Here is a 25,450-nt window from a genome sequence, read left to right as displayed (position 1 = left end):
CTATATAACATAAATTTCTTTTTCAATCTCTACTAACTGCTTTTGCAATTGTTCTTTACTTTGCTCATATAGAGATACATCGATCGTTTCAGCCAATGCAAACAATATACTTTCATAATAGTTCATCACATCTTGCTGCATCACTTTTTGGAATAAGTTCCACTTCATATCCCACTCTTGCTTATAATGATGAACAAATAAATCTTTTTCATCAGCTACATAGTTTGATACGAGCGGTTCTAATACAGATTTAGCGTCTTCTTGCATAAAAGCTTTGTCATTCTTTTCAAAAAAGCTTTTCTCATTTTTAAAATGTGCCAGTGCTTTTTTGAAATCTTTTATTTTAACTGAAGGGAACGGTTCTTTATGTGTAATATCTTTATATTCATACTCCACTGTTCCATTCATAGAAATTGATTCATTTTCCACTTTACAGTTCACTACAATTTCGTCCTTTGCACGCTTCATCGCTTCGTCTATCCATTTTTCAAGGCGTAATGATGTCGCACGCATTTCTTGCAATAAATCATGCTGAATAAATGCTACTAATTCCATAACACACTGTTGCAATTGTGTTTTCACATTTCCATCCGTTCGAAGTGAAGCCGGATTAATAAATTCAGTAAACACATCGTTATAGCGTAGGAATAGGCGCTGTTGCACGTAATAAAGCAACTCTTTCACTTCATTTTGCATCGCCTGTTCTTCAGCAAGTACACTATATGATGAAATGATATGAAGTAGTTGATCACGCTCTGCTTCATATTTTTTCGTTTGCTTCTCTTTCTCTTCATTCCCCTGCTTTGCACCCTTTATCATGTTTACTAAAAGCTGATCTGCCCCTTGCAAAGCACCGTATAGAGCATGCACAGAAACAAGCATTAAATCTCTCATCATAAAGGACGTAAATGATTCCTCAAACTTAGTAATCCCAGAGTTTTGTAAAATACCATACTTCTCTTTTTCAACATTCTTTCCTTGTTTCTCTTCAAGCGCACATAAACTTGAAATTGCAAATAAACGCGGATTTCTAATACCGTATTGCAGTAGCTGATCTGCGATATAACCTTTTACCATTTCAAGTTCTTCTTCAGACTCTGCTAAATCCGCCGCATTAATTAAGAAGAACATTTTATCAAGGGCAAAAGTATCCTTTACACGACCAAGTTGAATTAAAAATTCACGGTCAGCACGAGAGAATACATGGTTATAATATGTAACAAATAAAATAGCATCTGCGTTTTTAATATACTGAAATGCAACATCCGTATGGCGAGCATTAATAGAATCCGCTCCAGGTGTGTCTACAAGCGCTACTCCCTGCCTTGTTAAAGCACAATCATAATAAAGTTCCATATACTCAACGAAGCATGATTTCTCTTCATTCGCTACATAATCAGAGAACTCTTCTAATGTAACTTGTACTTGTTCTCCTAAATAAGTAGAAACTGCATCATACCCTTTTTGTACCGCTCGTAAAAAGCTAAATGTTGTTTTTTGCTTCCCAGTTGGTGAAGGATATTTCATAACTTTATCAATTTGTGCTAACGCTTCATCTAACGTAGCAATCTCATAATGAAACAGCTTATAAACAGCTTTCATATCTTCTAATAACGCTTGCTTTGATTTAAACTGAACAATTACTGTTCCATGTGGTTTTTCCTCTGTAACCGGCAAAATTTGATTAATCGTTGCCGTCGTCGGGTTTGGTGATACAGGAAGTACTTTGTCACCGAGTAAGGCATTGGCAAATGATGATTTCCCAGCACTAAATGCCCCGAATAACGCTACTGTAAATTGTTTTGTTTCCACACGTCTTCTTTTCTCTATTACCTCTTGCTGTACATGTTTCAACGCTGGTAATGGCTCTAATATCGTTTCGGCTTTTTTCACTTTCTCTAATATACGTTGAATATTTAAAGCTGCCGTTCCTTTTAGCTCTTCCTCATGAACCGCTACGTTATCGTTTACGATTTCCTGTTCTTGTAGTGTAAATTTCTCACTAACAATTTGTGTCTCCCTTTGCAATATCTCATCTATTTGCAACCCTTCAGGCGTAGCAACATGATCGTGCCAAACATTTCGTAAATAGTCTTCATATGCCTCCAAATTGTTACTGTATTGTAATTGTGTTTCTTTCGCCGTTTGCAACATCGTATATGTTTCAATCTCTTCTTCAATACGAGCAACTGCTTCCCTCACCTTTTGCTTCAAAACGACCGCACTTTTATCAAAAATTTGCTGTGCTTTTATAAAATAACGTTTCTTCAGTTCATTCGCTACATCCGCTGTATAAAGAAGTAAGTAATCACCTGTGAAACCTGCACCTTGTTTAATTACTTCGGCCAACATTTCTGGTCCGAAAGCAATTTCTAACCCATATATGTCTTTCCCAATTTCCTCCGTGAACAATCCTTCTTCTTTTAAGAAGGCTACAATAAATTCCTTCACATGAAAATCAAGTTGCGTTTCAACAGTTTTTTGAAGGGCAGAATAAAACGCCTCTACACGTCTTTGTTTTTCTTGCTCCGTCTTTCCTTTCGAAAATAGCAAACCGACCTTAAATTTTGTTAATTTCGTTTCTAAATATGCATTTGCCAATTCTCTCATTTCAAATGGCATTAAATAAGCATTATCTAATATAGCTTGTAAACCTTTTATAAATTCGTTTCTCACATGAGATTCTTTACTTGCCTCACGATTTTTCGCTTCCGTTAGCTCTTCCTTCTTTTCAACTACCTCTGAAATAGAAAGTGGTGATGCTAACTCTTCCTCATATTTCAAAAGAGCTTTTTCATTTTCAGAAACAATAAACGAGAAATGTTCCCCCATTAAATATTCTGTTTCTCGCTCCATTCCAGTCCTTACACACTGCTCTTTTTCCTTCATAATAGAAGTAATTAACGCTTCTAAGCTTCTAATTTCATTATGTGGATGGTTCATCATTCGTAATGACGTATAATAAACACCATCTACTTCAATATCCCAGTTAGAGAATGATTGTTTTACACTATCTTTATAATTCTCAAACGATAATTCATTTTCTTTATGTTTATCTATTTGATTTACAACGAGATAAACCGTTTTATTACGTTGTTTCAATTCTTTAACAAATTGTAAATTCACTTCCGATTGGACGTGATTATAATCCATCATATAAAAAATGACATCTGCCAGATGAAGTGTCGATTCTGTCGCTAATTGATGGGCATCATCTGTTGAATCGATCCCTGGTGTATCAACTAACATAACCCCTTCAGGAATTGGCACGTCGTTTCGATAAATATGAACACCAATTACTTCATCGCCGTCTTTACAAATTTGTTTTAATTCTTCTGCTGAATATGCACCGTCATATTCGTACTGCTCTCCAGATTTAACCGTTACAACAACACGATCCATTCCTTTTTCAATTTTGACAACGTTAGCGCTTGTCGGAATTGGACTTGTCGGTAACAACTGCGCTTTATATAGATGATTCATCATCGTTGATTTCCCTGCAGAGAAGTGACCGCAGAACGCTATCATAAGCTGTTCTTGTTTATATTTTTGAATTACCTCAAACAACTTTAAACTATTCTCTGCATCGCCGTGTTTTTGCCACTCTTCATAAAAACAAACAAGTTTTTTCATACCGTTTGTCTGTACTATGTTTGTCATCCCCTTGTTCCCCTTTATCCAAGATGTATATACTTTTCCCCGCTATTTGCGAGCTCATAACCAGTGAGAGTTACACCTACCCAATGATTACAGTTTCACTTTACTATCATACTAAATTTTCAGCATATTCTCATTAAAAATAAAAAATCCCTTTCATTCTTTTTACAAATGAAAGGGATTTTATGTCATATCACTCATTTTGCTGTTCCTACTCCATTTAAAACATACTTCGCAATAACTGCATATACAGCGACTGTACCTGCTACTAATGCATATACCATACTTACGCACCAACCTTTTTTTGATAATGATTATCACTTTTGAATACAGTGTATCATTAAAGAGAATCATTATCAACACTTTTCATAAAGAAAGCTCCTTATAAGAAGGAGCTTTACCGCCTGTTTTGAAGAAGGTTAAAACTTGTTGTGCAATCTTATTATATCTCATCCTACATAACTTAACAGTTTAAAAAAATGGAAATATCCCCTATCCCCTCCATCTTACATTTTGTATAATAAAAGGGAATTACTTAACAAGGAGGAAAAAAATGACACAAAATCTCACACAAGGCGAGAGGATACACTCCATTGATATTATTAGAGGAATAGCTGTACTAGGTATTTTTCTTGTGAATTGGCCTGTTATCGCCGGGGTTGACTCACGTGATCTTTCAGGAATTTACGAAGGGATAGACAGCTACATTCGCCTATTTTACGATATGTTTATTCAAACGAAATTTTATACAATTTTTTCGTTTTTATTCGGATTAGGTTTTTATATTTTTATGAGTGGTGCTGAAGCGAAAACAGATCATCCGAAAATTTTATTTGTTCGCCGCTTACTTATTTTATTATTATTCGGTTTCTTACATTACGTTCTTTTATGGGACGGAGACATTTTACATACTTATGCGATTGCTGGATTTTTCTTATTTTTATTTTATAAGAGAGAACCTCGTACTATTTTAATATGGGCTATCGTTTTATTGAGTATTTTTCAGTTTTTCATGCTAATCGTAGGTATTATGATTGCATTCGTTCCAAAGGCAGAATTAGGATTCTCCTTACCTATCATGCCACTTGAAGACTGGGTGTCACAAATCCAAAATCGTTTCCATGCATTTTATGCTGATGGAATTGGACTCAACGTATTCATGCTCCCAGAAACAGTTGGGCTGTTTTTACTTGGTTTATACGCCGGCAAAAAGGATATTTTCCGCCGCGCGAAAGAGTTAGATCCAAAGCTTAAAAAATGGCAAATTATTATGTTCATTTTAACATTACCAATGTGGTTCTTCATGGTCCGTTACTTCTTATCAAAACCATTTTATGAACCAATTTATATGCAGGTCTTTACAATGTTTAGCGGAAAGACATTGTTCATCTTCTACATTGTCACGTTAATGCGTTTATTACAAAAAGAAAAATGGCAAACAGTATTACGTCCATTCCAATACGTTGGACGAATGGCATTAACAAATTACATCTCGCATACAATTGTTATATTGCTTGTATTCGGGCTATTATTTAAAAATGATTATCCTTCTCCATTATGGGTTGGACCAATATTCTGCATTAGTTTCTACACGTTACAAATCTTTATTAGCCGCTGGTGGCTTTCACATTACCAATACGGGCCACTTGAGTACATTTGGCGTCTTGGTACTTACGGGAAAATGATGCCACTTAAAAAGAAAAGCAAGGTCTCATAACGAGACCTTGCTTTTTTACGCTTCTCTTACTGCATTTTGCATAGATACTGGCTCTTCTTCTACTTTCACTTTGCGCTGCGGCACCATATTAAATACGATATTTAAAAGTACTGCTGACGCACTTCCAAGTACAATTCCGTTATCTGTTAAAATACGAATGCTTTCTGGAAGTTGTGAAAATAATGTAGGAACGACTGTTACGCCAAGCCCAATTCCAACAGAACATGCAACGATTAATAAGTTTTCTTGTTTACCAAAATCAACGCTACTTAACATTTTAATACCATATGCCATAACCATACCGAACATCGCTAACATCGCACCACCCAGTACTGATTTCGGAATAATTGTTGTAATAGCTGCGATTTTAGGAATGAAACCAAGAACGATTAACATACCACCACACGTGTAAATAATAACGCGATTTCTTACTCCAGTTAATTGAACAAGTCCTACGTTTTGAGAGTATGTTGTATATGGGAATGCGTTGAAAATGCCACCTAACACCATCGCTAATCCTTCTGCACGATAGCCTTTTGTTAATTCTTTTTCACCGATTTTTTTATTGCAAATATCAGATAATGCAAAGTATACACCCGTTGCTTCTACAATCCCTACACAAGCAACAAGAATCATCGTAATAATTGGTGTTAATTCAAAGGTTGGTGTACCAAAGTAAAATGGTTGAATACCGTGGAACCAATCAGCCTCTCCAACCGCTTGCAAACTTACTTTCCCCATAAACGCTGCAACGATAGTACCGAACAACAAACCTAATAGAATAGAAATGGAACGGATAAATCCATCAAAGAAACGATACATAACGATGATAAATAATAACACTCCAAATGCTAACGCTAAGTTTTCAAGACTTCCGAAATCTTTGCTTCCTACTCCACCAGCCATATCATTAATAGCAGCTGGAACAAGTGTAACTCCAATTACTGTAACTACAGATCCTGTTACAACAGGTGGAAACAGTTTTACAAGTTTTCCAAATAATTTCGCAAAAATAACAACAAATAACCCAGCAGCAATAATTGCTCCATAAATTGAAGACACACCGTATTGTTTTCCAATCGCAATCATCGGTCCAACCGCTGTAAATGTACAACCAAGTACAACGGGAAGTCCTATACCAAAAAAGCGATTTGATAATGCTTGTAAAATTGTCGCAACGCCGCACATTAATAAATCAATTGAGACTAAATATGTTAACTCTTTTTGATTTAAACCAAGTCCGCCGCCCACAATAAGCGGAACGATAATTGCTCCAGCATACATTGCAAGCATATGCTGCATACCAAGCGATGCAATTTTAAATGGATGCTGCTTCATCGTTTATTTCACCTCCGCAGTTTCTTGCTGTACAAATGTAACTGTGCCGTTATCAAATGATGCAATTTCTGCTAGTGATTCAACACGAACTCCTTGTTCACGAAGCTTCTTTCCTCCATCTTGAAATGCTTTTTCAATAACAATCCCAATTCCTGCAATACTGGCTCCTGCTTGCTCTACTAAACTCATTAACCCTAAAGCAGCCTGACCGTTTGCTAAAAAGTCATCGATAATTAAAACGCGATCACTTTCATCAATATGATTTCGAGATAATGAAATTTCATTCGTTTCTTGTTTCGTAAATGAATATACGTTTGCAACGTACATATTATCTTGTAACGTTAACGATTTACGTTTTCTTGCAAAAATTACTTTTACACCAAGCTCTAATGCAGCCATAACAGCTGGTGCAATGCCTGAAGATTCAATCGTCACGATCTTTGTAATGTTCTCTTCTTTAAAACGTTTAGCAAATTCTTTTCCGATTTCTTGCATAAGTACTGGGTCAATTTGATGGTTTAAAAAAGCATCTACCTTTAATACGTCACCAGATAAAACCTTTCCTTCGTTCAAAATCTTTTCTTGTAATACTTTCATGTTTGTTCCCCCTCTTATGCAATAAAAAAACTCCAAAAGCCGCCACCACTCGTTACAAGTGAGAGACGCGCTTTTGGAGTTTCGCAAAAAAGAATGCTAAACAAGCAAATATATTCGTCCTCACTCATAGTCAAAGTATTTACGGTACTTCGGTAGAAACTTGCAGGCCATATCCCCGCGATTATATGAGTGTAGCTAACTATTTATTTTATAGATGGATTATAACGCACTTTTTATACTTTGAAAAGTATTTATTAACAAAACACGTACAAATTTTATCAAAATATCATTTTCGTTCGAGTTTTGTAAACTCTTACATATTATTTCAAAGCGCCGTTAAAACGATTGGCCCATCTTTTGTAATCGCAATTGTATGCTCATATTGCGCTGATAATTTCCCGTCCATCGTTCTTGCAGCCCATCCATTTAAATCTACTTTCGAATATCGCATACCTACATTTACAATTGGCTCAATTGTAATTACCATTCCTTCTTGCAGCTCAGGCCCTTGTCCTTGTTTCCCAAAATGAAAAATTGCTGGTTCTTCATGAATCTCTTTACCGATTCCATGTCCCGTAAAGTCTCTTGCGACAGAAAAACCTTCATTTGTTACATAATTTTCAATTGCATAGCCAATGTCTCCTACATGATTACCAATTACCGCCTGATCAATCCCTTTATACAAAGCATTCTCAGCTACTAACAACAACTTTTCTGCTTCATCAGAAACATTTCCAACTCTATACGTCCAAGCAGAATCTGAAAGACCACCATTTAAGTTTACTACCGTGTCAATTGTTACAATATCGCCCTCAGTTAAAGGTACATCCACCGGAAACCCATGGCACATTTCATCGTTTATAGATGCACATATCGCATATGGATACCCGTTATATCCTTTCTGCTGAGATATTGCACCATGCTTTTCTAAATATGCTTCAACAAACGTATTAATTTCTTTTGTCGTAATACCTGGTTTCATCATTTTTGCAATTTCCCTATGACATGAAGCAAGTAACTTCCCGGATTCGTGCATCAAATCTATTTCATTTTTCGTTTTAATTGTAACCATGCTTACCTCTACCTTCCTTGCTAAACTTACTATTTGCTACTAATACAAATCCTCTTCCAAAACTTCCAATTATAAAAGCTAACATCATTTCTTCTATTTTCCGAATGTAAATTTTTATTTAATTCGTTTTTACATATTACATCTAGTATTTTTTGTTGATGTTTACTTATAAACAAAGTATAGTAACACTATACTATTAAAAGGAGGATTGTTAAAGATGATGCATGCAGGAAGACTACGTCAGCAAACTTTGAACAATAAGTAACTTAATATGTTCAAAGGCTCTGTTTTCATAAAGCAGAGTAAACGGGATTAGTCTGCACATTTTTAATAATCTTCAACGGAAGAATACACTTTCCATATGAAGAAAGGCAGATATACATCTGTCTTTTTTTCGTATATTTTTTTGATACAAAAAGAGACGTTTTTTCATTATATCCTCGTTTACTCTTAACCACAGACAGAAGCCCGTCTGTGGTTTTTTTATGATTACATTTTCTTATATCTTGCTACTTCAATCATATGGATGTAGTTAGAAACAATTCGTAACAGAAAACGTATGAAAACATTGAAATCTAAATAAACATTTGGAGGAAATCAAAATGAATACACTTAAAGTGAAACAATTAGCAAATAAGGAAGGACTAAATATATTAGAAGATTCAATAGAAATCAATGAATCTGGCGTTGACTTTCAAGTAGCACACGTCAAAGAACAAAACGGGGATAAATGGATACTACGAATTCCTCGTAGACGAGAATCTATGAGACATGCTCTACGTGAAAAAGAAGCATTAGAAATCATGAAAAAACATGCAGAATTCCAAGTTCCTGATTGGTCTATATTTTCTGAGGAACTAATTGCTTATAAACAACTAAGTGGCGTTCCTGCCGCTACTATCGATATAGAACAACAAGGTTATATATGGACCTTTAACGAAAAGGATGTACCAACTGAATACTATATTTCCTTAGGAAAAGTTTTAGCGAATTTACACTCATTACCTCAGCAAAAATTTAATAGTATAGGTGTTGAAATTCTTACTGCTAATGAATTAAGAACTTCTATGAAACAAAGGATGAATCGAGTGAAGGAACAATACCACATCAATCAAAACTTATGGGATCGTTGGCAAGCATGGCTAGCTGAAGACTCTTTTTGGCCATCTCACGTAGGAGTAAAGCATGGGGATATCCATCCAGGTCATATCCTGATTGATAATAAAAATAAGGTAACTGGCTTAATCGATTGGACAGAAGTAGGGATAGGTGATGTATCTATAGATTTCACATCGCATTATCTACTCTTTGGAAAGGATGGACTAACAAAGTTAATTCACTCTTATGATAACGCTGGCGGTAAAACTTGGTCAAGAATGGATGAACATATTATCGAACTTCTAACAACGAGTAGTATTACTGTTGCTGAATACGCTCAAGTGTCAGGTTTGAAAGACATGCATGAAATAGCTGTACACATGCTATCAACTGAAAGTTAATGAAGTTGCAAAAAACAGAAGAACCCTCTTCTGTTTTTTGTTATTTTTCACATATATAATTCATTTTCAAAAACTCAAAACAACTACCATTCGTCTTCTGTATAAACGTTCCAACTGCTTCAAATCCTGCCCTTTTATATACTTTAATAGCTCTTTTATTAAATGTCGCTACTGATAACGTTATATAATTGCATCCGTATTTTTCTTTAATAAAAGCTAGTCCAGCATTTACGAACTGTAAACCAAATCCATTTCCAGTTATATCAGGTTTCATTCCAAGACCTATATCAACCGTTCCATTATTTATTTTACAAATAGTAAAAAAACCAACGAGAATGCCATTTTCCTTCACTGAAAATGTATGATTCCCTCTACTCTCATCATGTAAAAATCCAGCTAAATCTTCTTCATCTGCCTCTATATCGTAAAAGGAATATTCCCCTTTATAATGCCAGTTATATGCAATCTCTTCCGCCTCTTCTTGCGTCATTACTGTATATGTATAAACCATCTTCTATCCCCCTATAAAAAAAAGCTGCAAGTAAGCAGCTCTTTTTTTACAACTCATAAATTTCTTTATACTTCGCTTCTAAATAATCTGCTAAGTAATTTGCATTTAACCCTTCGCCTGTTACATCTTCTAAAATTTCAAGTGGCTTTTTCGTTTTACCATATTGGTGAATATGTTCAGTTAGCCATTCACGAATTGGCGTTACGTTTCCTTCTTCTAATAATGCATCAAAGTTCGGAATATCTTTTAACATTCTTTGCTTAAACTGCGCTGCGTACATATAACCAAGCGCATAAGATGGGAAGTATCCAAATGAACCACCAGCCCAGTGAACATCTTGCAATACACCTTGTGCATTGTTTTCCGGACGAATTCCTAAATATGCTTCCATCTTATCATTCCAAGCCGCTGGCAAATCTTTCACTTGTAATGTACCATCAAATAATTCTTTCTCAAGCTCATAACGAACCATAACGTGAAGCGGATATGTGAGCTCATCTGCTTCTATACGAATGAACGATGGCTTCGATTCGTTAATCGCATCATAAAACTCATCTACTGATATATCATTGAATTGACCATTGCTATACTCTTTTAATAAATCATAATTTTTCTTCCAGAATGATTTATTACGACCGATAAAGTTCTCAAAGAATAACGATTGTGACTCATGAATACCCATAGATGTTCCACTACATAGCGGTGTACCTTCAAATTTTCCTGCAATATTTTGTTCATATACAGCATGACCACATTCATGAATTGTTCCAAACACAGCCATACGGAAATCCTTTTCGTCATAGCGTGTCGTAATACGAACATCCCCTCTATTTAATGTAATCTCGAATGGATGCACCGTTTCATCAAGACGACCTGCTTCAAAGTCATAATTCAACTGCTTTAATAGCTCTAATGTAAAGTTCTTTTGTTTTTCTTTTGAAAAATGTTCTGATAAAGCACTTGTCTTTAATCTCTTTTGTGACTCCGATATTTCTTTTACAAGCGGAACGATACGCTCACGAAGTTGACCAAATACGTGATCTAACACTTCTACTGTAATACCCGGCTCATACATATCTAATAATGTATTATATTTGTATGTTTCGTAACCCCAATATGTAATAAATTTCTTTTTAAATTCAACTATTTGTTCTAAATACGGACGGAACATTTCGAAATCAGATTTTTCGCGGGCTTCTTCCCACACACTTTCCGCTTTCGCTTCTAATTTCACATACGCTTCATATTCAGCTTGTGGAATTTTTTTATTTCTATCATATTCTTTACGACACTCTTCAACCATTTTCTTCGTCGTTTCAGAAAGTTTGTCTTCACTTATTAAAGCTTCAAGCTCTGTTAAATAATTTCCCATCTCATCTGAAGTCGACATAGCAAACACTTCTGATGAAAGCATACCAATTACTTCTGAACGCTGGTCCACACCTTTTTTAGGCGCACCTGTTCTTAAGTCCCAAAACATTAAGCTTAATGCTTCTCCGTAATTTTGTATCTTCTTCACATATGTTAAAAATTGTTTTTCTACTTCATATGTAGCTACTGTCATCGTATAAAAACCTCCCTTTTCTACCTCAAACTTAATTCGACATGAAAATCTAAATTCCTTTTATAATAGAAAAAAAGCTTGGCAAGCGCCAAGCTTTCTCCTTATAATTCTTTACCTTCTACCGGTAGTACGTTTTTCACCGCTTCTATCACTTTCTCATCTTCTGTATCAGATAAGAAGATTGAAATAGCACCTTTATCGTCACTCGTACGAATTAAACGACCGATGCCTTGACGAAGACGTAAAATCATATATGGTACATCTACATCCCAGAACGGATCATTAACATGTTTACGCTTCGCTTCAAACACCGGATCGTTTGGAGGGAATGGTAATGACCAAATGATAACATGTGATAATGATGAACCAGGAATGTCTAAACCTTCCCATAAATGAACGGCACAAAGTACAGTCTCTTCTTCATTTTGGAAGCGAGAAACGAGCTGACTAATTTCTTGATCCCCTTCATATAGGAACGGAACTGACATTTGTTCTTTACTTACATATTCTTTAAACGCTGCAAGCTCTTGCGTTGTACGGAATAATACAAGTGTACGTCCATTTGTTTTTTGTATATTTTCAAGTGTATATTGACACTTTCTTTCCCATTCATTTTCTTTCGTATGCGATAGTAAGTTTACTGCCATTTGCTCCTCATAATCAAACGGTGAGGCAACTGAGAATGATAAGTAATCTTTTACCCCTAAGCTATTTGCTGTAAACGCGAATGAATCGTTATTAGATAATGTAGCAGACGAGAAGATATACGGGATTTTCTTCGAGAATACTTTCTCTTGTAACACTTCTTCAACTGCACGTGGCATAATGACTAACGTGAAGGCTCCATCACCTTCTTCGCCCCATGTAATTACATTTTTCTCGTGCATGAACAGACGAAGTGAATGTTCTAACACATCTAAATGTTCATCAACGATATTTAAATCATACGTATTTACTGTATGCATTTCACTTTCAAATACTAATGCATCACCGACTTCACCAATTTTCGCATAAAGTCGTTTTGCTTCAGCTGTTACTTTTTCTGTCACAGTAATTTCTAAACGATCCGAACCGGCAATTTCCTTTTTATTTTCTTGTAACACATCAAAGAATCGCTCTGTTTGCCAAATTGTTTCTTCTACTAAATGTGCAAACTCTTCACGAATATCATTTTGTAATAATCTCGTTAATAGTTGCTCCATCATCGTTTGCTTTAAACGGTATGTTAAAGCTTTTTGAGCTGCATATTCTACAAGATGTCCTTCATCGAATACAACGCAGCTACTTTCTGGTAATAACGGAATTTGCCCTTCACGCTTACGAGCATCGTACGTCCAAATATGATCCATATAGAAATCTTGAGAACAAATAATTAAATCTGCTGCTTTACGATAATGTTCACGAGAAAGAGTTTGTCCACAACGATGACGAGAATCACAAGTAAAGCAATCTTGGAAGTAATCCCAATTTACTTTTGACCATTCTTCGTCATTTAAAAGTGGAAATTCTTTTCTGTCACCATAGTGCGTAAAGTTTTGCATCGTACCATGATCGAATACAAACTGTGGTAACTCGTAATATACGTCTTCAATTACTTCTGGAGCTCGTCCACTCATAACATCTTCAAGTTTACGTAAGCATAAATAATTATCCATTGATTTTGCAAGCCTTACATCAACAGATAGCCCTAATGCTTCAGATAACTTAGCAATGTCCCCTTCTTCTTTCACAAGCTGCTCAATTAACGTTTCATCTGCACAAGCAATAATAGCTGGTTTCCCAGTATAACGCGCATAACAAATTGCATATAGAAGATATACAATTGTTTTCCCTGTTCCTACACCCGCTTCTGCGAACATTACTTTCTTTTCTTGGAAAGCACGCTCTAATTGAAACGCCATAAAAATTTGTTCATCACGCTCTTCAAATCCTTTTTCTGGAAGGATGTCGTAAAACACATCTCCAATCCACTCATTCAACTTATCATAAAAATTATCTTGTTTTCCTACTTCAAATGGTAATCTCTTCTCAGTAAACATCCTTAGCCTCCAACCAAAAAGTTTTTCTATAAAAAGATATAGCAACCGCTACTCATTTGTATGCAGTCACTTTCCCCTGTTACAATACATAGAAATGCACGAAAAAAAATTTTCCTTTCGAAAAAGGAAAATTTTCTTCTATATTAATGACTTTAAATACCGTTTATCAATCGCTGTTTCATGTGAAAGAGCTGACAAATATTCTTCTTGTGCTTTTTGTATTTCATCTACAATCACACCTTGGCTATCCACTTCTTTTCCGAGCTCATCATACGTACGGTGAATAGCTTTTTGAATCATTGATAATTGGAAACTATCCATATTAGTTCCTCCTTTACGCATTACATAATAGCCAGTATATGCGTGCTAGAGGAGTTTTATACTATGAATTACGCGGTGGACGTTTTCCGAAGTATTGGTAGTAATCTGTACGGATAAATCCGTTAAATAGTTTACGTTTCTTCGATGCATCTTTTCCGTAACACTTCTCAAATGCTTCGTAACTTGTTAATACATATGCTGACCATGTATCTAACGGACGGAATACTTGTCCCATTTCTTTGTACAATTGTTCAACAAGTGCTTTTTCACTTAAACGTTCTCCGTATGGAGGATTCGTTACAACGTAGCCATAATCCTCTTTTGTTGTGAAATCTTTTACTTGCATTTGTTTAAATGTAATTAAATCGCCTAAGCCTACTTCTTCTGCGTTATCTTGAGCAACTCGAATCATACGATGATCAATATCTGATCCAATGATTTGTAATCGTTGATCATAGTTCGCTAAATCTTCAGCTTCTTGACGAGCTTCACGCCAGTTTTGTTTACCTACCCAGCCCCACTCGTCAGATGCGAAACCACGGTTAAATCCTGGCGCAATGTTTTGTCCAATTAATGCTGCTTCAATCGGAATTGTACCTGATCCACAGAATGGATCAACAAATGGACGATCTGGCTTCCAGTTTGTTAATTTAATTAAAGACGCAGCTAATGTTTCTTTTAACGGAGCTTCCCCTTGATCCATACGGTATCCACGTTTATGAAGTCCAACACCACTCGCATCAATTGTTAATGTTGCAATATCCTTGAGCATTGCAATCTCGATACGGAATAATGGACCATCTTCTTCAAACCAAGTTGTACGTTTATATGTTGTTTTTAATTTTTCAACGACAGCTTTTTTAACGATACGTTGGCAATCCGAAACACTGAATAATTCAGATTTTAAAGATTTACCGATAACAGGGAATTCGCCATTCTCTGGAATATAATCTCCCCAGTTTAATGCTTTCGTTTTTTCAAATAGCTCATCAAATGTTGTTGCTTTAAATTCGCCAACTTTAATTTTTACACGGTCCGCAGTACGTAACCATAAATTCGTGCGACAAATCGCCTTTTCATCTGCTTCAAATGTTACTTTGCTGTTTTCTACTTGACATTCATAACCAAGATCGCGAACTTCTCGGGCAACTAACGCTTCAATACCCATTGCCGCTGTTGCAATTAAAGTAACTTTTCCCATTTGCATTCACCTCTTATGTATATTCAAACAATAATTAATAGCAATTGGTCCTATTAATCATTACATTTTACGAAAAATTTTCTCATTAACCATTTTAACTCATACTTTATAACTTCATACAAATAAAAAGCCCTCCTCTAACAAAGGAGAGCTGAGTTATTTCATAGTTGGTTCATAACGTTCTGTAAGCCATGTTCTGTTCCTTTGTACTACAAACGGCCCACGCCTCGTACTCCGGTGGCAATCATCTATCTACAGGTTATAAAACCTGTCCTTTCCCATCGTTCATTTCCTTGGAAAAGATTCCCCTACCATTATTTGGGTTTCTCGCTCGTGGGGTTTACCTCGTTCCACTCCTATCATTTCTTCAAGGACTTCGTCACTGTGGCACTTTAAAGGTAGTCAAACCATATCCGAAAGGACTTAGGTTTTTTCCCTGCCGTTAAACCAGCCTTACAGCCAGAATACCCTAGCTTATGAATTGGCTAGGCACGAACACTACAGCCATCTCAGGCCGTGCGAGCATGGACTTTCCTCTACAACGTTGGCGTTGCAGCGATTACCCAAACGTTATGACATCCATTAGTATAGTGGAAACAAAAAGATTTTGCAACGTTTTTTTCTATGTAAAATGCTTAAACCTTTTCCCACCTTACATCATTCGTATAACTTACTTCCAAATACAGCTTTTTCTAAGTTAGATAAGCGTTTTAAAATATCCGTATTCGTGTTGTTATAAACTGGTTGTGCAACTGGTGTTTGTACAGGTTGTTGTGGAACTTGCGTTACAGCTAGTTTTTGTTCCTCTAATTCACGCTTTAAACGAGCATTTTGTTGCTTTAATTGCTCAAACTCTTTGTGGAAAGCTTCATAGTCTTTAATGATCATATCAAGAAACTTGTCTACTTCTTCTTGCTGATAACCTCTCATACCTGTTTTAAATTCTTTTTCTAAAATATCTTTCGCTGTTAATTTAATTTTATCCGAAATCATTTTCTTCACCTCAAATTTTTACCAAAACTTTCATTAACTAAATTTTTTCAGAAACAATGCTTTTTGTCAATCATATATACGAGTACTATATTACATATTACTCTGCATTATTCCACTGTTCCTCTTCTATTATATCTTGTAAATCAGAAAAAAGAATGAAATAACTGTGATAATTTTCTATTTCCCCTTTTTTCTTTGCTGATTCTACAATATATTTGGGACTTCCTGGTTTTTCTTCATCGTATACCGCTAAAAGCGCATCACTTTTTTCAATAAAAAATTGATTTTTTAATTTAAATTGCTCTGGGCTTTCATACTTCCGTTTCGTGATACTATCAACATGGTCTGCTTGAGAAAGAATAAATTCGTAATATTCACGATTATCTTCTTTCCAATTTTCTTCTTGTTCTAAAAACGGAGTGAATACCCCTAATTTTAAATCTGGATATTCTACTTGCATTTCAAAAACAACTTCAGCAGCCCATAATTCTACACCTAATTGGCCGCTTATTATAACCCACTCTAAACCATCTTCTACAAAAGTGAGTAATTTACGGTGTAATGCTTTCTTTATACACTCCACTCCTGGATGATCATTTTTAAATATTCCAAGTTCAAATGGCTTATATCCTGTTACTGAAATAACTTTCATATCAACACTCCAATTACAAAAAAAGAACTAGCATTTCGCTAGTTCTAACATATCATTTACTTTTTAAATATTCCACCAACGTTTGGTCCGATATTTGGACCTACTGGTGATACATTGTTTGGTAAAAACGGTGATACATTTGGTCCTGGTCCAAACGGTGATACATTCGGTCCCGGCCCAAATGGAGATATTTGATGACCGTGGTGATGATGATGATGATGACCATGACCACACGGTCCACATCCGCCGCCGAATCCTGGGTCGATTGGGTCCACAACATTTACATTTGAATTTGTTTGTGGGAAGAAGTTTTGGTTTTTAATTTGTTGATGATGTACATGTGTTGTATGTGTTGGGAAAATGTGTGGCACCACCGTTGTTGAAAAAGAGTGTGTTACGCATTGTTTCGTCGGATGAATGACAGGAGCAGTCGTACAAATAGGTCCTGTAGGCTTATGCCCTCCAAAGCAAGGATGACAATGATGCATAGTTTTTTCTCTCCTCTCTCGTTAAAAAAAATCTGATTACACTTTACAGTATGAGAAAAGAGAGAAAGCCGTTTGTTATATATACCCATTTATTACAAGGAAATTTGTCTAGTCCTTTATTTCATCTACATTGTTTTTATAGACAATCCTTCAACATTACTTACCAAAAAAGCCTCCAACTTGCTTTACAATACCTGTCACTTGATTCATCGCATTCATCATTTGTCCAGCTGTATTCATCATTTTATTTACATCATAGTTACCATCTGATGTTTTAAATTGAGAAACAAAACTAGAAAACTGACTTGGCTGTTGTTGCTTTTGCTTACCCTGCGTCGGATACGGTTGTTTTGGTGGATAAAACATCGCTTGTTGATTAGCATACGGCGATGGTGGTGGTGGCATATAATATTGCGAATTCATATAAGGCTGCTGCTGTTGTTGATTCATGTATGGTTGCTGAGCTTGTGGTTGTTGAGCTTGATTCACATAAGGTTGCTGCTGTTGTGGTTGTTGAGCTTGATTCATAAAGGACACTTCAAACGGTTGATAATAATTTTGATTTCCATAATAAGGCTCGAAAGGATACATATTATACCGTAAATATGTATCCGTATTATATTGGTACATATTTTGCTGTACATATGGATTCGTTTGCTGATATACGTTAGGTTGTTGAAACATGCATTCTCTCCTCCTTCACATAAGTTTCTACATATATAATATGTACCTATAAAATAATATGTGTGATGGAGTATCTGTCTATTTTTGTCGGAAGTTTAAATTTTTAAAAAATTAAAAAAGAAAACCCTTCCATGCTATGATAATGAAGAAGAAGATTCTCATGGGGGAGGAATCAACATGGTATTAGGGGATTTAAAACAAGCGTTTTCTCAAAAAAAGGGGTATTGCACAGAGAATGTAAATGAATTATTAGACTTTGCGAGACATTGGTATCTCGAAGGAAAAATATGCATATCAGATTATCGAACATTAATAAAAGAATTAGAAATAAACGGCGCAACAAAACCCACAACAATGACAGAAGCATAAAAATAACAAGAGGGCTCTCCCTCTTGTTATTTACATTGCTCAACTATATTTTGCAAAGTATACGAAATGGCTTGGTGTGTTTCAAAGAATCGTTTACCTTTACCTTTATTTACAAAGCATTGTAACACATTCGTTTGTAAATTATCGTATACTTGATCAATTTGCTGTACATGTATATATTTTGGCTTTTCTTCTTTAATCCACGTATAAGCTAATTCTTTCCACTTCTTTAATTCCTCATCTACCATATCTACAAACGGTTTCATATCCTTATAAAAGTCGTATTCGGTTAGTTCTCTCTTTTTTACATTCGCTTCATTATTATACTGCATGAGTTTTTCTGAAGACTGTATTAACGCTTCATTTTTCATTACTTTCCCACCTTATTATGCACTCACTACGACGTTTTGAAATGTCTTTACCCAATTCCCTTTCTCTTCGTGATGCACTAATTTATTTTCCATATGTTCAATATGCATTTCTGTTATTTCTATCTTATTGCATATTTTTTCACTCGCATCCTTTAATGCATGATTCATTCTAATCCCTATATTCATTTCCAGCAAATCGAGAGAACTTAACATTTGATCCATTTTTTTCATTACATCTTCCTTTTGAACCATCGCCATATACAAAACGCCTCCTTCTTTGCTTTTCCTTTGTCATGTATTTTCGCCGAATGATTCACCACTCCTGCCCACATGACAAAACTAGTTGTTATTCGTCAAAGAAATCATTTCGTATGTCATTTATAGAAATGGTAACAATACAAAAAGGAGGTGTATTACAATGGCAAAGAACAAAAATGAAAAAAAGAAAAACCAAAACAAACAACAAAATAAACCCGAGACTGGCAATCCAAAGCTAGATGGTCCAAACTTCCCTGCTACATAAAGCGAGACTTTATTACGAACAGTTAAATTTCAAGTCACCCTTAATCTCCTACTAGCATTACGTTTTGAGATTAAAGTTGTAGCACACATAGCAGGATTGTTTCAAATTAAGAAGTCCCGTCTTCAAAATGGAAGACGGGACTTCTTTTTTATTATATCATGAACTCATCCATCCTTTTAGCAAAACGATTTACGATAGATAGCCTATAGATTTGTTCTCTCTTTCTTCTATACCATTCTGTTATATTAACTTCCCCTTTAGGTTCTTCAAGTACAAATAGCACATTCATTTTCATATTTGCACAAAACCAATCTCTCATTTTTATTTCTTCATGTAAAATAACAGGATAAATATCTCTAAGTGTTGGCGTATAAGACTTTCGAGTTTCCTTTGCGTAAACTTCATAATCTTCTCTAGACCCAGTATGTGTAGTTTGCAATGCAAACTTATAAAACGAACCATTATAAATTGGATGAAACAATAACCATGCTAATTTTTTTCCTAGTTCTATACGCTGTTGTAACGTTTCAAATTGATAAACCGAAAATCCATACATTCTCCCTTCAATTGTTGGGAAGATAACTGCACTAATATGAAATCTTTCTTGTACTTTAAAAAGTGCAGTATGGAATACATGTTTTTTAAAATATGTGTTCTCAATGACTGGTTTTTGAATTTTATTTTGTTCATTTATAATAAGCGCTGTCATAAGCCTATTTATATCTCTTCTTTCCCAGAAAAATAGCCATTCTTTTTCCATAAAAATTGATACGCTGAAATATTGCAACAAATGAAAGAGAGGTGCACGTCTCTTCTTACTTTCCTCATACAATAATAGCTGTGGAAATGCATCTAAAAAAATAATCCAATTAGCCTGTTCGTACAGAATAAATAAATGTTTTTTTACCGTTTTAGGTAAAACAGTAGCATAATATCTCCCTTCTAAATCAGTCATATTCCAGCCCGCATTTCTCGAAACCATACTCGCTAAAAAGGCCCACCTGATTTCACTATTTCTTAAATAATATTCTTGATAAGATTGTGTTCGAGAAATATTGTCCACATTAGCTATTTCTGTTTTCTTTTTAATATTGCGAATGATTGCTCTTTCTTCCTCTGTACAAAACTTTTTTTCTCGATTTTGTTTAATTTTCATATAATCATTCCATGTAAACATAAATAAGTCATCATACCTTTCATCAAAAAGGTCACATCTTTTTTCATTTTTTGATATAATCACCTTTGTAAGTAATTCTTAGCAAGTTGGGAGTGGACACACTATGACCATTCGTTACCCAAATGGAAAAAGGTATAATCAAGCTTCACAACCTCAAAAAACACCTATAAAAACACATACTTATAGTAATAGAGGTATGTCCCTTGAAGAGGAATTGAATGAAACAAATCAATATTACTTAACCCATAATATTGCATGTGTACATAAAAAGCCTACACCTCTTCAAATTGTAAAAGTAGATTACCCCGCTCGAAGTGCTGCAGTGGTAAAAGAAGCGTATTTTAAACAACCTTCTACAACAGATTACAACGGTGTATACAAAGGGAAATACATCGATTTTGAAGCAAAGGAAACAAAAAATAAAACTAGTTTCCCACTTCAAAACTTCCACCTTCATCAAATTGAACATATGAAGCAAGTGGTTGCTCATAATGGAATTGCATTTGTTATTATTAAATTTACACTTTTTGATGAATTTTATTTACTAGATGCAAAACATATTATTGCATTTTGGAATCGTCAAAATACTGGTGGACGCAAGTCGATTACGAAAGAAGAAATAGAAGAGCATGGATCCTTATTATCATGCGGTTATCACCCTCGGATTGACTATATCCGTGTACTAGACATGGTTTATTTTTCGTGATAGAGTCATCACTAAGGCTCTTTTTTCGACTTTTGGGGGAGAGAATGAAAGGTAGGAGAAAGTATAATGTCAGATAATTATCGTTCTCGTACAGAACGAAATCATGTGAAAAATCAAGAGAAAAAAACACATAAAGAAGAAAAACCAAAGAAAAAAGGCTCCTTTTTCAAGAAATTCCTTATAGGTTGTCTACTTCTTGGTATCGTTGGTCTTGTAGCCGGCGTTTCCGCTTTCTTTGTTATGGTAAAGGACGCTCCAAAATTAGACAAATCCAAACTTGTTAATCCTTTATCAACAAAGTTTCTTGATAAAAACGGAAATTTCTTCTATGAATACGGTGCTGAAAAACGAACACATGTTACTTATGATCAAATTCCAAAAGTAGTTGAAAATGCATTCCTTGCAACTGAGGATTCGCGTTTCTATGATCATAATGGAATTGATTTTAAACGAACTACAAAAGCAGTTATGGAAAATGTCACTGGTGGTTTCGGTTCCCAAGGTGGTAGTACGATTACACAGCAAGTCGTTAAAAACTACTTTCTAACGATGGATAAAACCGCTAAGAGAAAAGTACAAGAATGGTACTTATCTTACAAATTAGAGCAACAATACTCTAAACATGAGATTTTAGAAATGTACTTAAATAAGATTAATTTAGGTAACCGTTCATACGGTATTGCGACAGCAGCGCAAAAATATTATGGTAAAGATTTAAAAGACTTGCAATTACATGAAGCTGCTATGCTCGCTGGTTTACCCCAAGGTCCAAACATTTATGATCCAACCAAAAAGGAAAATGTTGAACGAGCAACAAATCGTCGTAATGTCGTATTGTCATTAATGAATCGACATGGTTATATAACAAAAGAAGAAATGAATAATGCAGTTAAAATCCCAGTAACAGAGGGCCTTCAACCGTCTTCAGAAATAACTGAGATGAAGTATCAAGCATTTTTAGATGCAGTTGTAAAAGAAGTTGAAAAAGAATATCCTGATGTAAATATCGGTTCAGATGGTTTAACGATTCATACAACACTTGATCAAGATGCTCAAGATTATGCTGAAAAAATTATGGATGGCAATCTTATTAAGTATCCAAACGATCAATTCCAAGGATCATTCGTATTTATGGATACACAATCTGGAGAAGTTCGAGCAATTGGTGCTGGACGTAAAGAAAATAAGTCCACTTTCAAAGGTCATAATATGGCAACTGATTTAAAACGCCAAGTTGGTTCAACAATGAAACCAATTTTCGACTACGGTCCAGCGATTGAGAATCTTCAGTGGTCTACTTATCATCAATTAAATGACTCTGAATATACTTATTCTGATGGCACAAAGATTAAAAATGCTACAGGGAGTTTTAAAGGTGACGTTTCACTTCGTGAAGCATTGAAGAAGTCATTAAACATCCCGGCTTTAAAGACAGCTCAAACAGTTGGACTTAATAAATCAAAAGAGTTTGCTGAAGGTTTAGGCATGACATTTGAAAATGGAGTACATGAATCTACTGCAATTGGTAGTAACGATAGTTCTCCCTTAGCAGTAGCAGGTGCATATGCAACCTTTGGTAATAGTGGTAACTACAATAAACCACACTTCGTAAAAGAAGTAACCTTCCCGGACGGGAAAAAGAAAAGCTTTAAACCGAAAGAACAACGTGCTATGCAAGACTATACAGCTTACATGGTAACTGACGTTCTTCGTGACGTAGTAAAACCTGGTTCTGGTGGTACAGGACCAACAGCATATGTTTCAGGTGTTGACGTAGCGGGTAAAACTGGAACGCAAAACTTTGATGCAAAAGATTTAAAGAAATACGGCATTCCAGCTGATGCAAACAGAGATAGCTGGTTCGCTGGATATACACCACAATATACGATGGCTGTATGGACGGGTTACGTAAAGAACGGTCCAGAAAACTACATTAGTGATCGTTATACTAAAATTGCACAGCAAATGTTCCAAGTAATGATGAGCAAATTCGCTACAGATAAATCACGCTTTGAACGTCCTTCTTCTGTTCAAGAAATAAACGGAGAATTATATGTAAAAGGTGCGAAAAAAGATGCAATTAAACAAATTAAAGTAGATGCCCCTAGTGGTCTGAATGTCACTTTTGATGGCGCTAGCACAGTTACACTAAACTGGTCTGGACCAGCAGAAGTTGATGCATATGCAGCCAGCTATAAAGCAACTGACGGTTCAAGTGGCAGCCTATCAGTAAGTGGTACGACAGCTACTCTTGGTGGTATTAAACCAGGTGTTACTTATAGCTTCTCTGTAGTAGCGAAAAAAGGCACTGGCACAAGCCCAGCAGTTGGTGCATCCTTCACTGCGCCTGGCGGAACTCCAGATGCGAAAAAAGCTGAAGAAGAGGCTAAGAAAAAGGCCGATGAAGAAGCTAAGAAAAAAGCTGATGAAGAAGCCCAGAAAAAGGCTAATGAAGATAAAGTAAAACAAGACGAAGCTAAGAAAAAGGCTGAAGAAGAGGCTAAAAAACAACAAGAACAGCAACAAGAACAACAACGTAAACAGCAAGAAGAAGCTCAGAAGAAAGCTGATGAGGAAGCTAGAAGGAAAGCTGAAGAAGAAGCTAAGAAAAAAGCTGAAGAAGAAGCTAAGAAGAAAGCTGAAGAAGAGGCCAAGAAAAAAGCTGAAGAAGAAGCTAAGAAACAACAAGAACAGCAACACCAAAATACCGGAGGAGATACACCTCACGCAGACGGTGCTGTTGTTACAACAGAGTCCTAATATACAAAAAAAGAAGTCCGTTTCTCTTAACGAGAAGCGGGCTTCTTTTTTGTTATCATTTTCTTTACATACAGCTTTTCTATTTCGATATACAACTGCGCTAATTGAATATAAGAATGATAATTACTCGGTTTCTTTATAATGAATGAATATCTTTCCATAAAATTAACAGGTTGTACTTTTAATTTATTCGTATTTATTTGCATTTCATTCAAACTATGAACAGGTTGTTCATTTAGCCAATAGACAACCGATAACAAGTGAGCTGCAAAAAGAATCATTGGTCCCTCAGCCTCTTGCTTATTTCTATTTCGAAACAGTATAGCAATGTCTTCATGCTTATTTTTCCATACATTCAACATCGCTGGAATACTGTTTTCAATTTCCTTCCATGGCTCATACTGTCTTTCAATATCAAATATAAAGTAAGTATTTTGTATTATCTCTTCAAAAGAATTGTCTGTATGATACTTAATTAAATTTACACTTTCTTCAAAAAATGGTAAACAGTGAAATTCTTTCGGTATTTCTATAACTCGCTCCATCCTTTATTTCACCTTCATTCGCTTCTTTCCTTCACGACATACTTCTAACAGTCTGCACTCCTCACATTGCGGTCGTTGTGCTTTACAGTGATAACGTCCAAAGAAAATCATACGATGATGTGTAACTCCCCACTCATCCATCGGTACTTTTTTCATTAATGTTTTTTCTACTTCTAACACAGAGTCTTTCCATCTACACATAGCTAATCGTTTACTCACTCGCTCCACATGTGTATCAACAGCAATTGCCGGAATTCCAAACGCTACGGAAACTACAACATTCGCTGTTTTCCTTCCTACACCTGGTAATTTCGTAAGTTCATCTCGATCGCTCGGTACTTCTCCATTATAGTCATCTAATAACATTCGGCATAATTTTTGAATGTTTTTTGCTTTATTTCTATACAATCCGATAGAGCGTATATCTTGTTGTAATTCTTCTAGAGAAACACTTAAATAATCTTCTGGTGTTTTATATTTTTGAAATAAATTTCTTGTCACTTTATTTACAAGTACATCCGTACATTGTGCAGATAACGCCACCGCGATTACAAGTTCAAATGGATTATCATGAACCAATTCACAATGTGCTTCTGGATACATATCCGCCATTGTGTCTAAACAATAACGGATTTGCGTTTTGTTAAGCATATTTTTCCTCCTATA

24 protein-coding genes, 1 other RNA gene and 1 riboswitch are annotated in these 25,450 nt (G+C 35.4%); of the genes, 6 read left to right on the top strand and 19 right to left on the bottom strand.

Annotation, left to right across the window (positions count from 1 at the left end; genetic code table 11):
- Entirely contained in the window at positions 1-3,660 is a 3,660-nt protein-coding gene (locus MR143_RS00895; protein WP_242280591.1) for a dynamin family protein, read from the bottom strand.
- Positions 3,661-4,210: 550 nt separating this feature from the next.
- Here MR143_RS00895 and MR143_RS00890 point away from each other — a divergent pair.
- Positions 4,211-5,374: a DUF418 domain-containing protein gene (locus MR143_RS00890; protein ID WP_000193185.1), complete on the top strand. Its 1,164-nt coding sequence runs from the start codon at positions 4,211-4,213 to the stop codon at positions 5,372-5,374.
- A gap of 15 nt (positions 5,375-5,389) precedes the next feature.
- On the opposite strand, the gene pbuX is transcribed toward MR143_RS00890, so the two are convergent.
- The 3 genes from pbuX to MR143_RS00875 form a co-directional block, all read right to left on the bottom strand.
- The gene (gene pbuX / locus MR143_RS00885; RefSeq protein WP_000809234.1) at positions 5,390-6,712 is read right to left on the bottom strand and encodes a xanthine permease PbuX; all 1,323 of its coding nucleotides are present in this window, start codon (positions 6,710-6,712) and stop codon (positions 5,390-5,392) included.
- A gap of 3 nt (positions 6,713-6,715) precedes the next feature.
- Entirely contained in the window at positions 6,716-7,309 is a 594-nt protein-coding gene (locus MR143_RS00880; protein ID WP_000866486.1) for a xanthine phosphoribosyltransferase, read from the bottom strand.
- 107 nt (positions 7,310-7,416) lie between these two features.
- A riboswitch (purine riboswitch) is annotated at positions 7,417-7,518 on the bottom strand.
- Between the two features lie 116 nt (positions 7,519-7,634).
- Positions 7,635-8,381, bottom strand: coding sequence for a type I methionyl aminopeptidase (locus tag MR143_RS00875; RefSeq protein ID WP_000256351.1), 747 nt, complete (start codon positions 8,379-8,381; stop codon positions 7,635-7,637).
- A 602-nt stretch (positions 8,382-8,983) separates the two neighbouring features.
- Between MR143_RS00875 and mphL the strand changes: the two genes are divergently transcribed.
- On the top strand, positions 8,984-9,880 hold the full coding sequence (mphL, locus tag MR143_RS00870) for a macrolide 2'-phosphotransferase MphL (protein WP_001094257.1): 897 nt from the start codon (positions 8,984-8,986) through the stop codon (positions 9,878-9,880).
- 40 nt (positions 9,881-9,920) lie between these two features.
- Here mphL and MR143_RS00865 read toward each other — a convergent pair whose 3' ends face one another.
- The 10 genes from MR143_RS00865 to MR143_RS00820 form a co-directional block, all read right to left on the bottom strand.
- Positions 9,921-10,391, bottom strand: a complete 471-nt coding sequence (locus MR143_RS00865; RefSeq protein WP_000263213.1) for a GNAT family N-acetyltransferase — start codon at positions 10,389-10,391, stop codon at positions 9,921-9,923.
- Positions 10,392-10,437: 46 nt separating this feature from the next.
- Positions 10,438-11,955, bottom strand: coding sequence for a carboxypeptidase (gene ypwA / locus MR143_RS00860; protein ID WP_000215094.1), 1,518 nt, complete (start codon positions 11,953-11,955; stop codon positions 10,438-10,440).
- Between the two features lie 101 nt (positions 11,956-12,056).
- On the bottom strand, positions 12,057-13,994 hold the full coding sequence (locus MR143_RS00855) for an ATP-dependent DNA helicase (RefSeq protein WP_000493698.1): 1,938 nt from the start codon (positions 13,992-13,994) through the stop codon (positions 12,057-12,059).
- Positions 13,995-14,132: 138 nt separating this feature from the next.
- A complete protein-coding gene (locus MR143_RS00850) occupies positions 14,133-14,315 on the bottom strand; it encodes a DUF3921 domain-containing protein (protein WP_000376898.1) in 183 nt (60 codons plus the stop codon).
- Between the two features lie 61 nt (positions 14,316-14,376).
- Positions 14,377-15,516 (bottom strand): THUMP domain-containing class I SAM-dependent RNA methyltransferase, encoded by a 1,140-nt coding sequence (locus MR143_RS00845; RefSeq protein WP_000521224.1) that lies wholly within the window; start codon positions 15,514-15,516, stop codon positions 14,377-14,379.
- A 180-nt stretch (positions 15,517-15,696) separates the two neighbouring features.
- Positions 15,697-16,087: RNase P RNA component class B (gene rnpB / locus MR143_RS00840), an RNA gene on the bottom strand.
- 86 nt (positions 16,088-16,173) lie between these two features.
- Entirely contained in the window at positions 16,174-16,509 is a 336-nt protein-coding gene (gene gpsB / locus MR143_RS00835; RefSeq protein ID WP_000622431.1) for a cell division regulator GpsB, read from the bottom strand.
- Between the two features lie 97 nt (positions 16,510-16,606).
- The gene (locus MR143_RS00830; RefSeq protein WP_000864832.1) at positions 16,607-17,161 is read right to left on the bottom strand and encodes an SLOG family protein; all 555 of its coding nucleotides are present in this window, start codon (positions 17,159-17,161) and stop codon (positions 16,607-16,609) included.
- Positions 17,162-17,217: 56 nt separating this feature from the next.
- Positions 17,218-17,649 (bottom strand): CotD family spore coat protein, encoded by a 432-nt coding sequence (locus MR143_RS00825; RefSeq protein WP_000546272.1) that lies wholly within the window; start codon positions 17,647-17,649, stop codon positions 17,218-17,220.
- A gap of 156 nt (positions 17,650-17,805) precedes the next feature.
- Positions 17,806-18,333: a YppG family protein gene (locus tag MR143_RS00820; RefSeq protein ID WP_000487630.1), complete on the bottom strand. Its 528-nt coding sequence runs from the start codon at positions 18,331-18,333 to the stop codon at positions 17,806-17,808.
- Between the two features lie 177 nt (positions 18,334-18,510).
- Between MR143_RS00820 and MR143_RS00815 the strand changes: the two genes are divergently transcribed.
- On the top strand, positions 18,511-18,702 hold the full coding sequence (locus tag MR143_RS00815; RefSeq protein WP_000242653.1) for a YppF family protein: 192 nt from the start codon (positions 18,511-18,513) through the stop codon (positions 18,700-18,702).
- Between the two features lie 26 nt (positions 18,703-18,728).
- On the opposite strand, the gene MR143_RS00810 is transcribed toward MR143_RS00815, so the two are convergent.
- On the bottom strand, positions 18,729-19,073 hold the full coding sequence (locus MR143_RS00810; protein WP_000786940.1) for a YppE family protein: 345 nt from the start codon (positions 19,071-19,073) through the stop codon (positions 18,729-18,731).
- A 15-nt stretch (positions 19,074-19,088) separates the two neighbouring features.
- On the bottom strand, positions 19,089-19,331 hold the full coding sequence (locus MR143_RS00805) for a hypothetical protein (protein ID WP_001252036.1): 243 nt from the start codon (positions 19,329-19,331) through the stop codon (positions 19,089-19,091).
- 85 nt (positions 19,332-19,416) lie between these two features.
- Between MR143_RS00805 and MR143_RS33135 the strand changes: the two genes are divergently transcribed.
- Positions 19,417-19,596, top strand: coding sequence for a hypothetical protein (locus MR143_RS33135; protein ID WP_001987054.1), 180 nt, complete (start codon positions 19,417-19,419; stop codon positions 19,594-19,596).
- A 151-nt stretch (positions 19,597-19,747) separates the two neighbouring features.
- Here MR143_RS33135 and MR143_RS00800 read toward each other — a convergent pair whose 3' ends face one another.
- Complete coding sequence (locus MR143_RS00800) at positions 19,748-20,773, bottom strand: DUF2515 domain-containing protein (protein WP_000495647.1); 1,026 nt, start codon at positions 20,771-20,773, stop codon at positions 19,748-19,750.
- Between the two features lie 103 nt (positions 20,774-20,876).
- Between MR143_RS00800 and recU the strand changes: the two genes are divergently transcribed.
- Positions 20,877-21,479: a Holliday junction resolvase RecU gene (gene recU / locus MR143_RS00795; protein ID WP_000155598.1), complete on the top strand. Its 603-nt coding sequence runs from the start codon at positions 20,877-20,879 to the stop codon at positions 21,477-21,479.
- A 66-nt stretch (positions 21,480-21,545) separates the two neighbouring features.
- Entirely contained in the window at positions 21,546-24,239 is a 2,694-nt protein-coding gene (locus MR143_RS00790) for a PBP1A family penicillin-binding protein (RefSeq protein ID WP_001283096.1), read from the top strand.
- Between the two features lie 26 nt (positions 24,240-24,265).
- Here the strand turns inward: MR143_RS00790 and MR143_RS00785 are convergent, their stop codons facing one another.
- Both MR143_RS00785 and nth read right to left on the bottom strand, forming a co-directional pair.
- Complete coding sequence (locus MR143_RS00785) at positions 24,266-24,784, bottom strand: YpoC family protein (protein WP_000442647.1); 519 nt, start codon at positions 24,782-24,784, stop codon at positions 24,266-24,268.
- A 3-nt stretch (positions 24,785-24,787) separates the two neighbouring features.
- On the bottom strand, positions 24,788-25,435 hold the full coding sequence (gene nth, locus MR143_RS00780) for an endonuclease III (protein ID WP_000933037.1): 648 nt from the start codon (positions 25,433-25,435) through the stop codon (positions 24,788-24,790).
- Between the last annotated feature and the right edge of the window lie 15 nt (positions 25,436-25,450).

It is taken from the genome of Bacillus cereus group sp. BfR-BA-01347 (genome assembly GCF_022663835.1).
Taxonomy (GTDB): domain Bacteria; phylum Bacillota; class Bacilli; order Bacillales; family Bacillaceae_G; genus Bacillus_A; species Bacillus_A thuringiensis_K.
The sequence above is the reverse complement of the archived record's forward strand: the minus strand, read 5'-3'. Positions and strand labels throughout refer to the sequence as shown.

What these genes read in the sequence shown, in the direction of transcription:
- MR143_RS00810 (WP_000786940.1), bottom strand. Translation starts at nt 19,073, where the DNA reads ATGAAAAATGAAGCGTTAATACAGTCTTCAGAAAAACTCATGCAGTAT.
- MR143_RS00890 (WP_000193185.1), top strand. Translation starts at nt 4,211, where the DNA reads ATGACACAAAATCTCACACAAGGCGAGAGGATACACTCCATTGATATT.
- nth (WP_000933037.1), bottom strand. Translation starts at nt 25,435, where the DNA reads ATGCTTAACAAAACGCAAATCCGTTATTGTTTAGACACAATGGCGGAT.
- MR143_RS00800 (WP_000495647.1), bottom strand. Translation starts at nt 20,773, where the DNA reads ATGTTTACATGGAATGATTATATGAAAATTAAACAAAATCGAGAAAAA.
- MR143_RS00790 (WP_001283096.1), top strand. Translation starts at nt 21,546, where the DNA reads ATGTCAGATAATTATCGTTCTCGTACAGAACGAAATCATGTGAAAAAT.
- MR143_RS00880 (WP_000866486.1), bottom strand. Translation starts at nt 7,309, where the DNA reads ATGAAAGTATTACAAGAAAAGATTTTGAACGAAGGAAAGGTTTTATCT.
- mphL (WP_001094257.1), top strand. Translation starts at nt 8,984, where the DNA reads ATGAATACACTTAAAGTGAAACAATTAGCAAATAAGGAAGGACTAAAT.
- MR143_RS00855 (WP_000493698.1), bottom strand. Translation starts at nt 13,994, where the DNA reads ATGTTTACTGAGAAGAGATTACCATTTGAAGTAGGAAAACAAGATAAT.
- MR143_RS00895 (WP_242280591.1), bottom strand. Translation starts at nt 3,660, where the DNA reads ATGACAAACATAGTACAGACAAACGGTATGAAAAAACTTGTTTGTTTT.
- MR143_RS00865 (WP_000263213.1), bottom strand. Translation starts at nt 10,391, where the DNA reads ATGGTTTATACATATACAGTAATGACGCAAGAAGAGGCGGAAGAGATT.
- gpsB (WP_000622431.1), bottom strand. Translation starts at nt 16,509, where the DNA reads ATGATTTCGGATAAAATTAAATTAACAGCGAAAGATATTTTAGAAAAA.
- MR143_RS00850 (WP_000376898.1), bottom strand. Translation starts at nt 14,315, where the DNA reads ATGGATAGTTTCCAATTATCAATGATTCAAAAAGCTATTCACCGTACG.
- ypwA (WP_000215094.1), bottom strand. Translation starts at nt 11,955, where the DNA reads ATGACAGTAGCTACATATGAAGTAGAAAAACAATTTTTAACATATGTG.
- MR143_RS00805 (WP_001252036.1), bottom strand. Translation starts at nt 19,331, where the DNA reads ATGGCGATGGTTCAAAAGGAAGATGTAATGAAAAAAATGGATCAAATG.
- MR143_RS00875 (WP_000256351.1), bottom strand. Translation starts at nt 8,381, where the DNA reads ATGGTTACAATTAAAACGAAAAATGAAATAGATTTGATGCACGAATCC.
- pbuX (WP_000809234.1), bottom strand. Translation starts at nt 6,712, where the DNA reads ATGAAGCAGCATCCATTTAAAATTGCATCGCTTGGTATGCAGCATATG.
- MR143_RS00825 (WP_000546272.1), bottom strand. Translation starts at nt 17,649, where the DNA reads ATGCATCATTGTCATCCTTGCTTTGGAGGGCATAAGCCTACAGGACCT.
- recU (WP_000155598.1), top strand. Translation starts at nt 20,877, where the DNA reads ATGACCATTCGTTACCCAAATGGAAAAAGGTATAATCAAGCTTCACAA.
- MR143_RS00830 (WP_000864832.1), bottom strand. Translation starts at nt 17,161, where the DNA reads ATGAAAGTTATTTCAGTAACAGGATATAAGCCATTTGAACTTGGAATA.
- MR143_RS00845 (WP_000521224.1), bottom strand. Translation starts at nt 15,516, where the DNA reads ATGGGAAAAGTTACTTTAATTGCAACAGCGGCAATGGGTATTGAAGCG.
- MR143_RS00815 (WP_000242653.1), top strand. Translation starts at nt 18,511, where the DNA reads ATGGTATTAGGGGATTTAAAACAAGCGTTTTCTCAAAAAAAGGGGTAT.
- MR143_RS00785 (WP_000442647.1), bottom strand. Translation starts at nt 24,784, where the DNA reads ATGGAGCGAGTTATAGAAATACCGAAAGAATTTCACTGTTTACCATTT.
- MR143_RS00820 (WP_000487630.1), bottom strand. Translation starts at nt 18,333, where the DNA reads ATGTTTCAACAACCTAACGTATATCAGCAAACGAATCCATATGTACAG.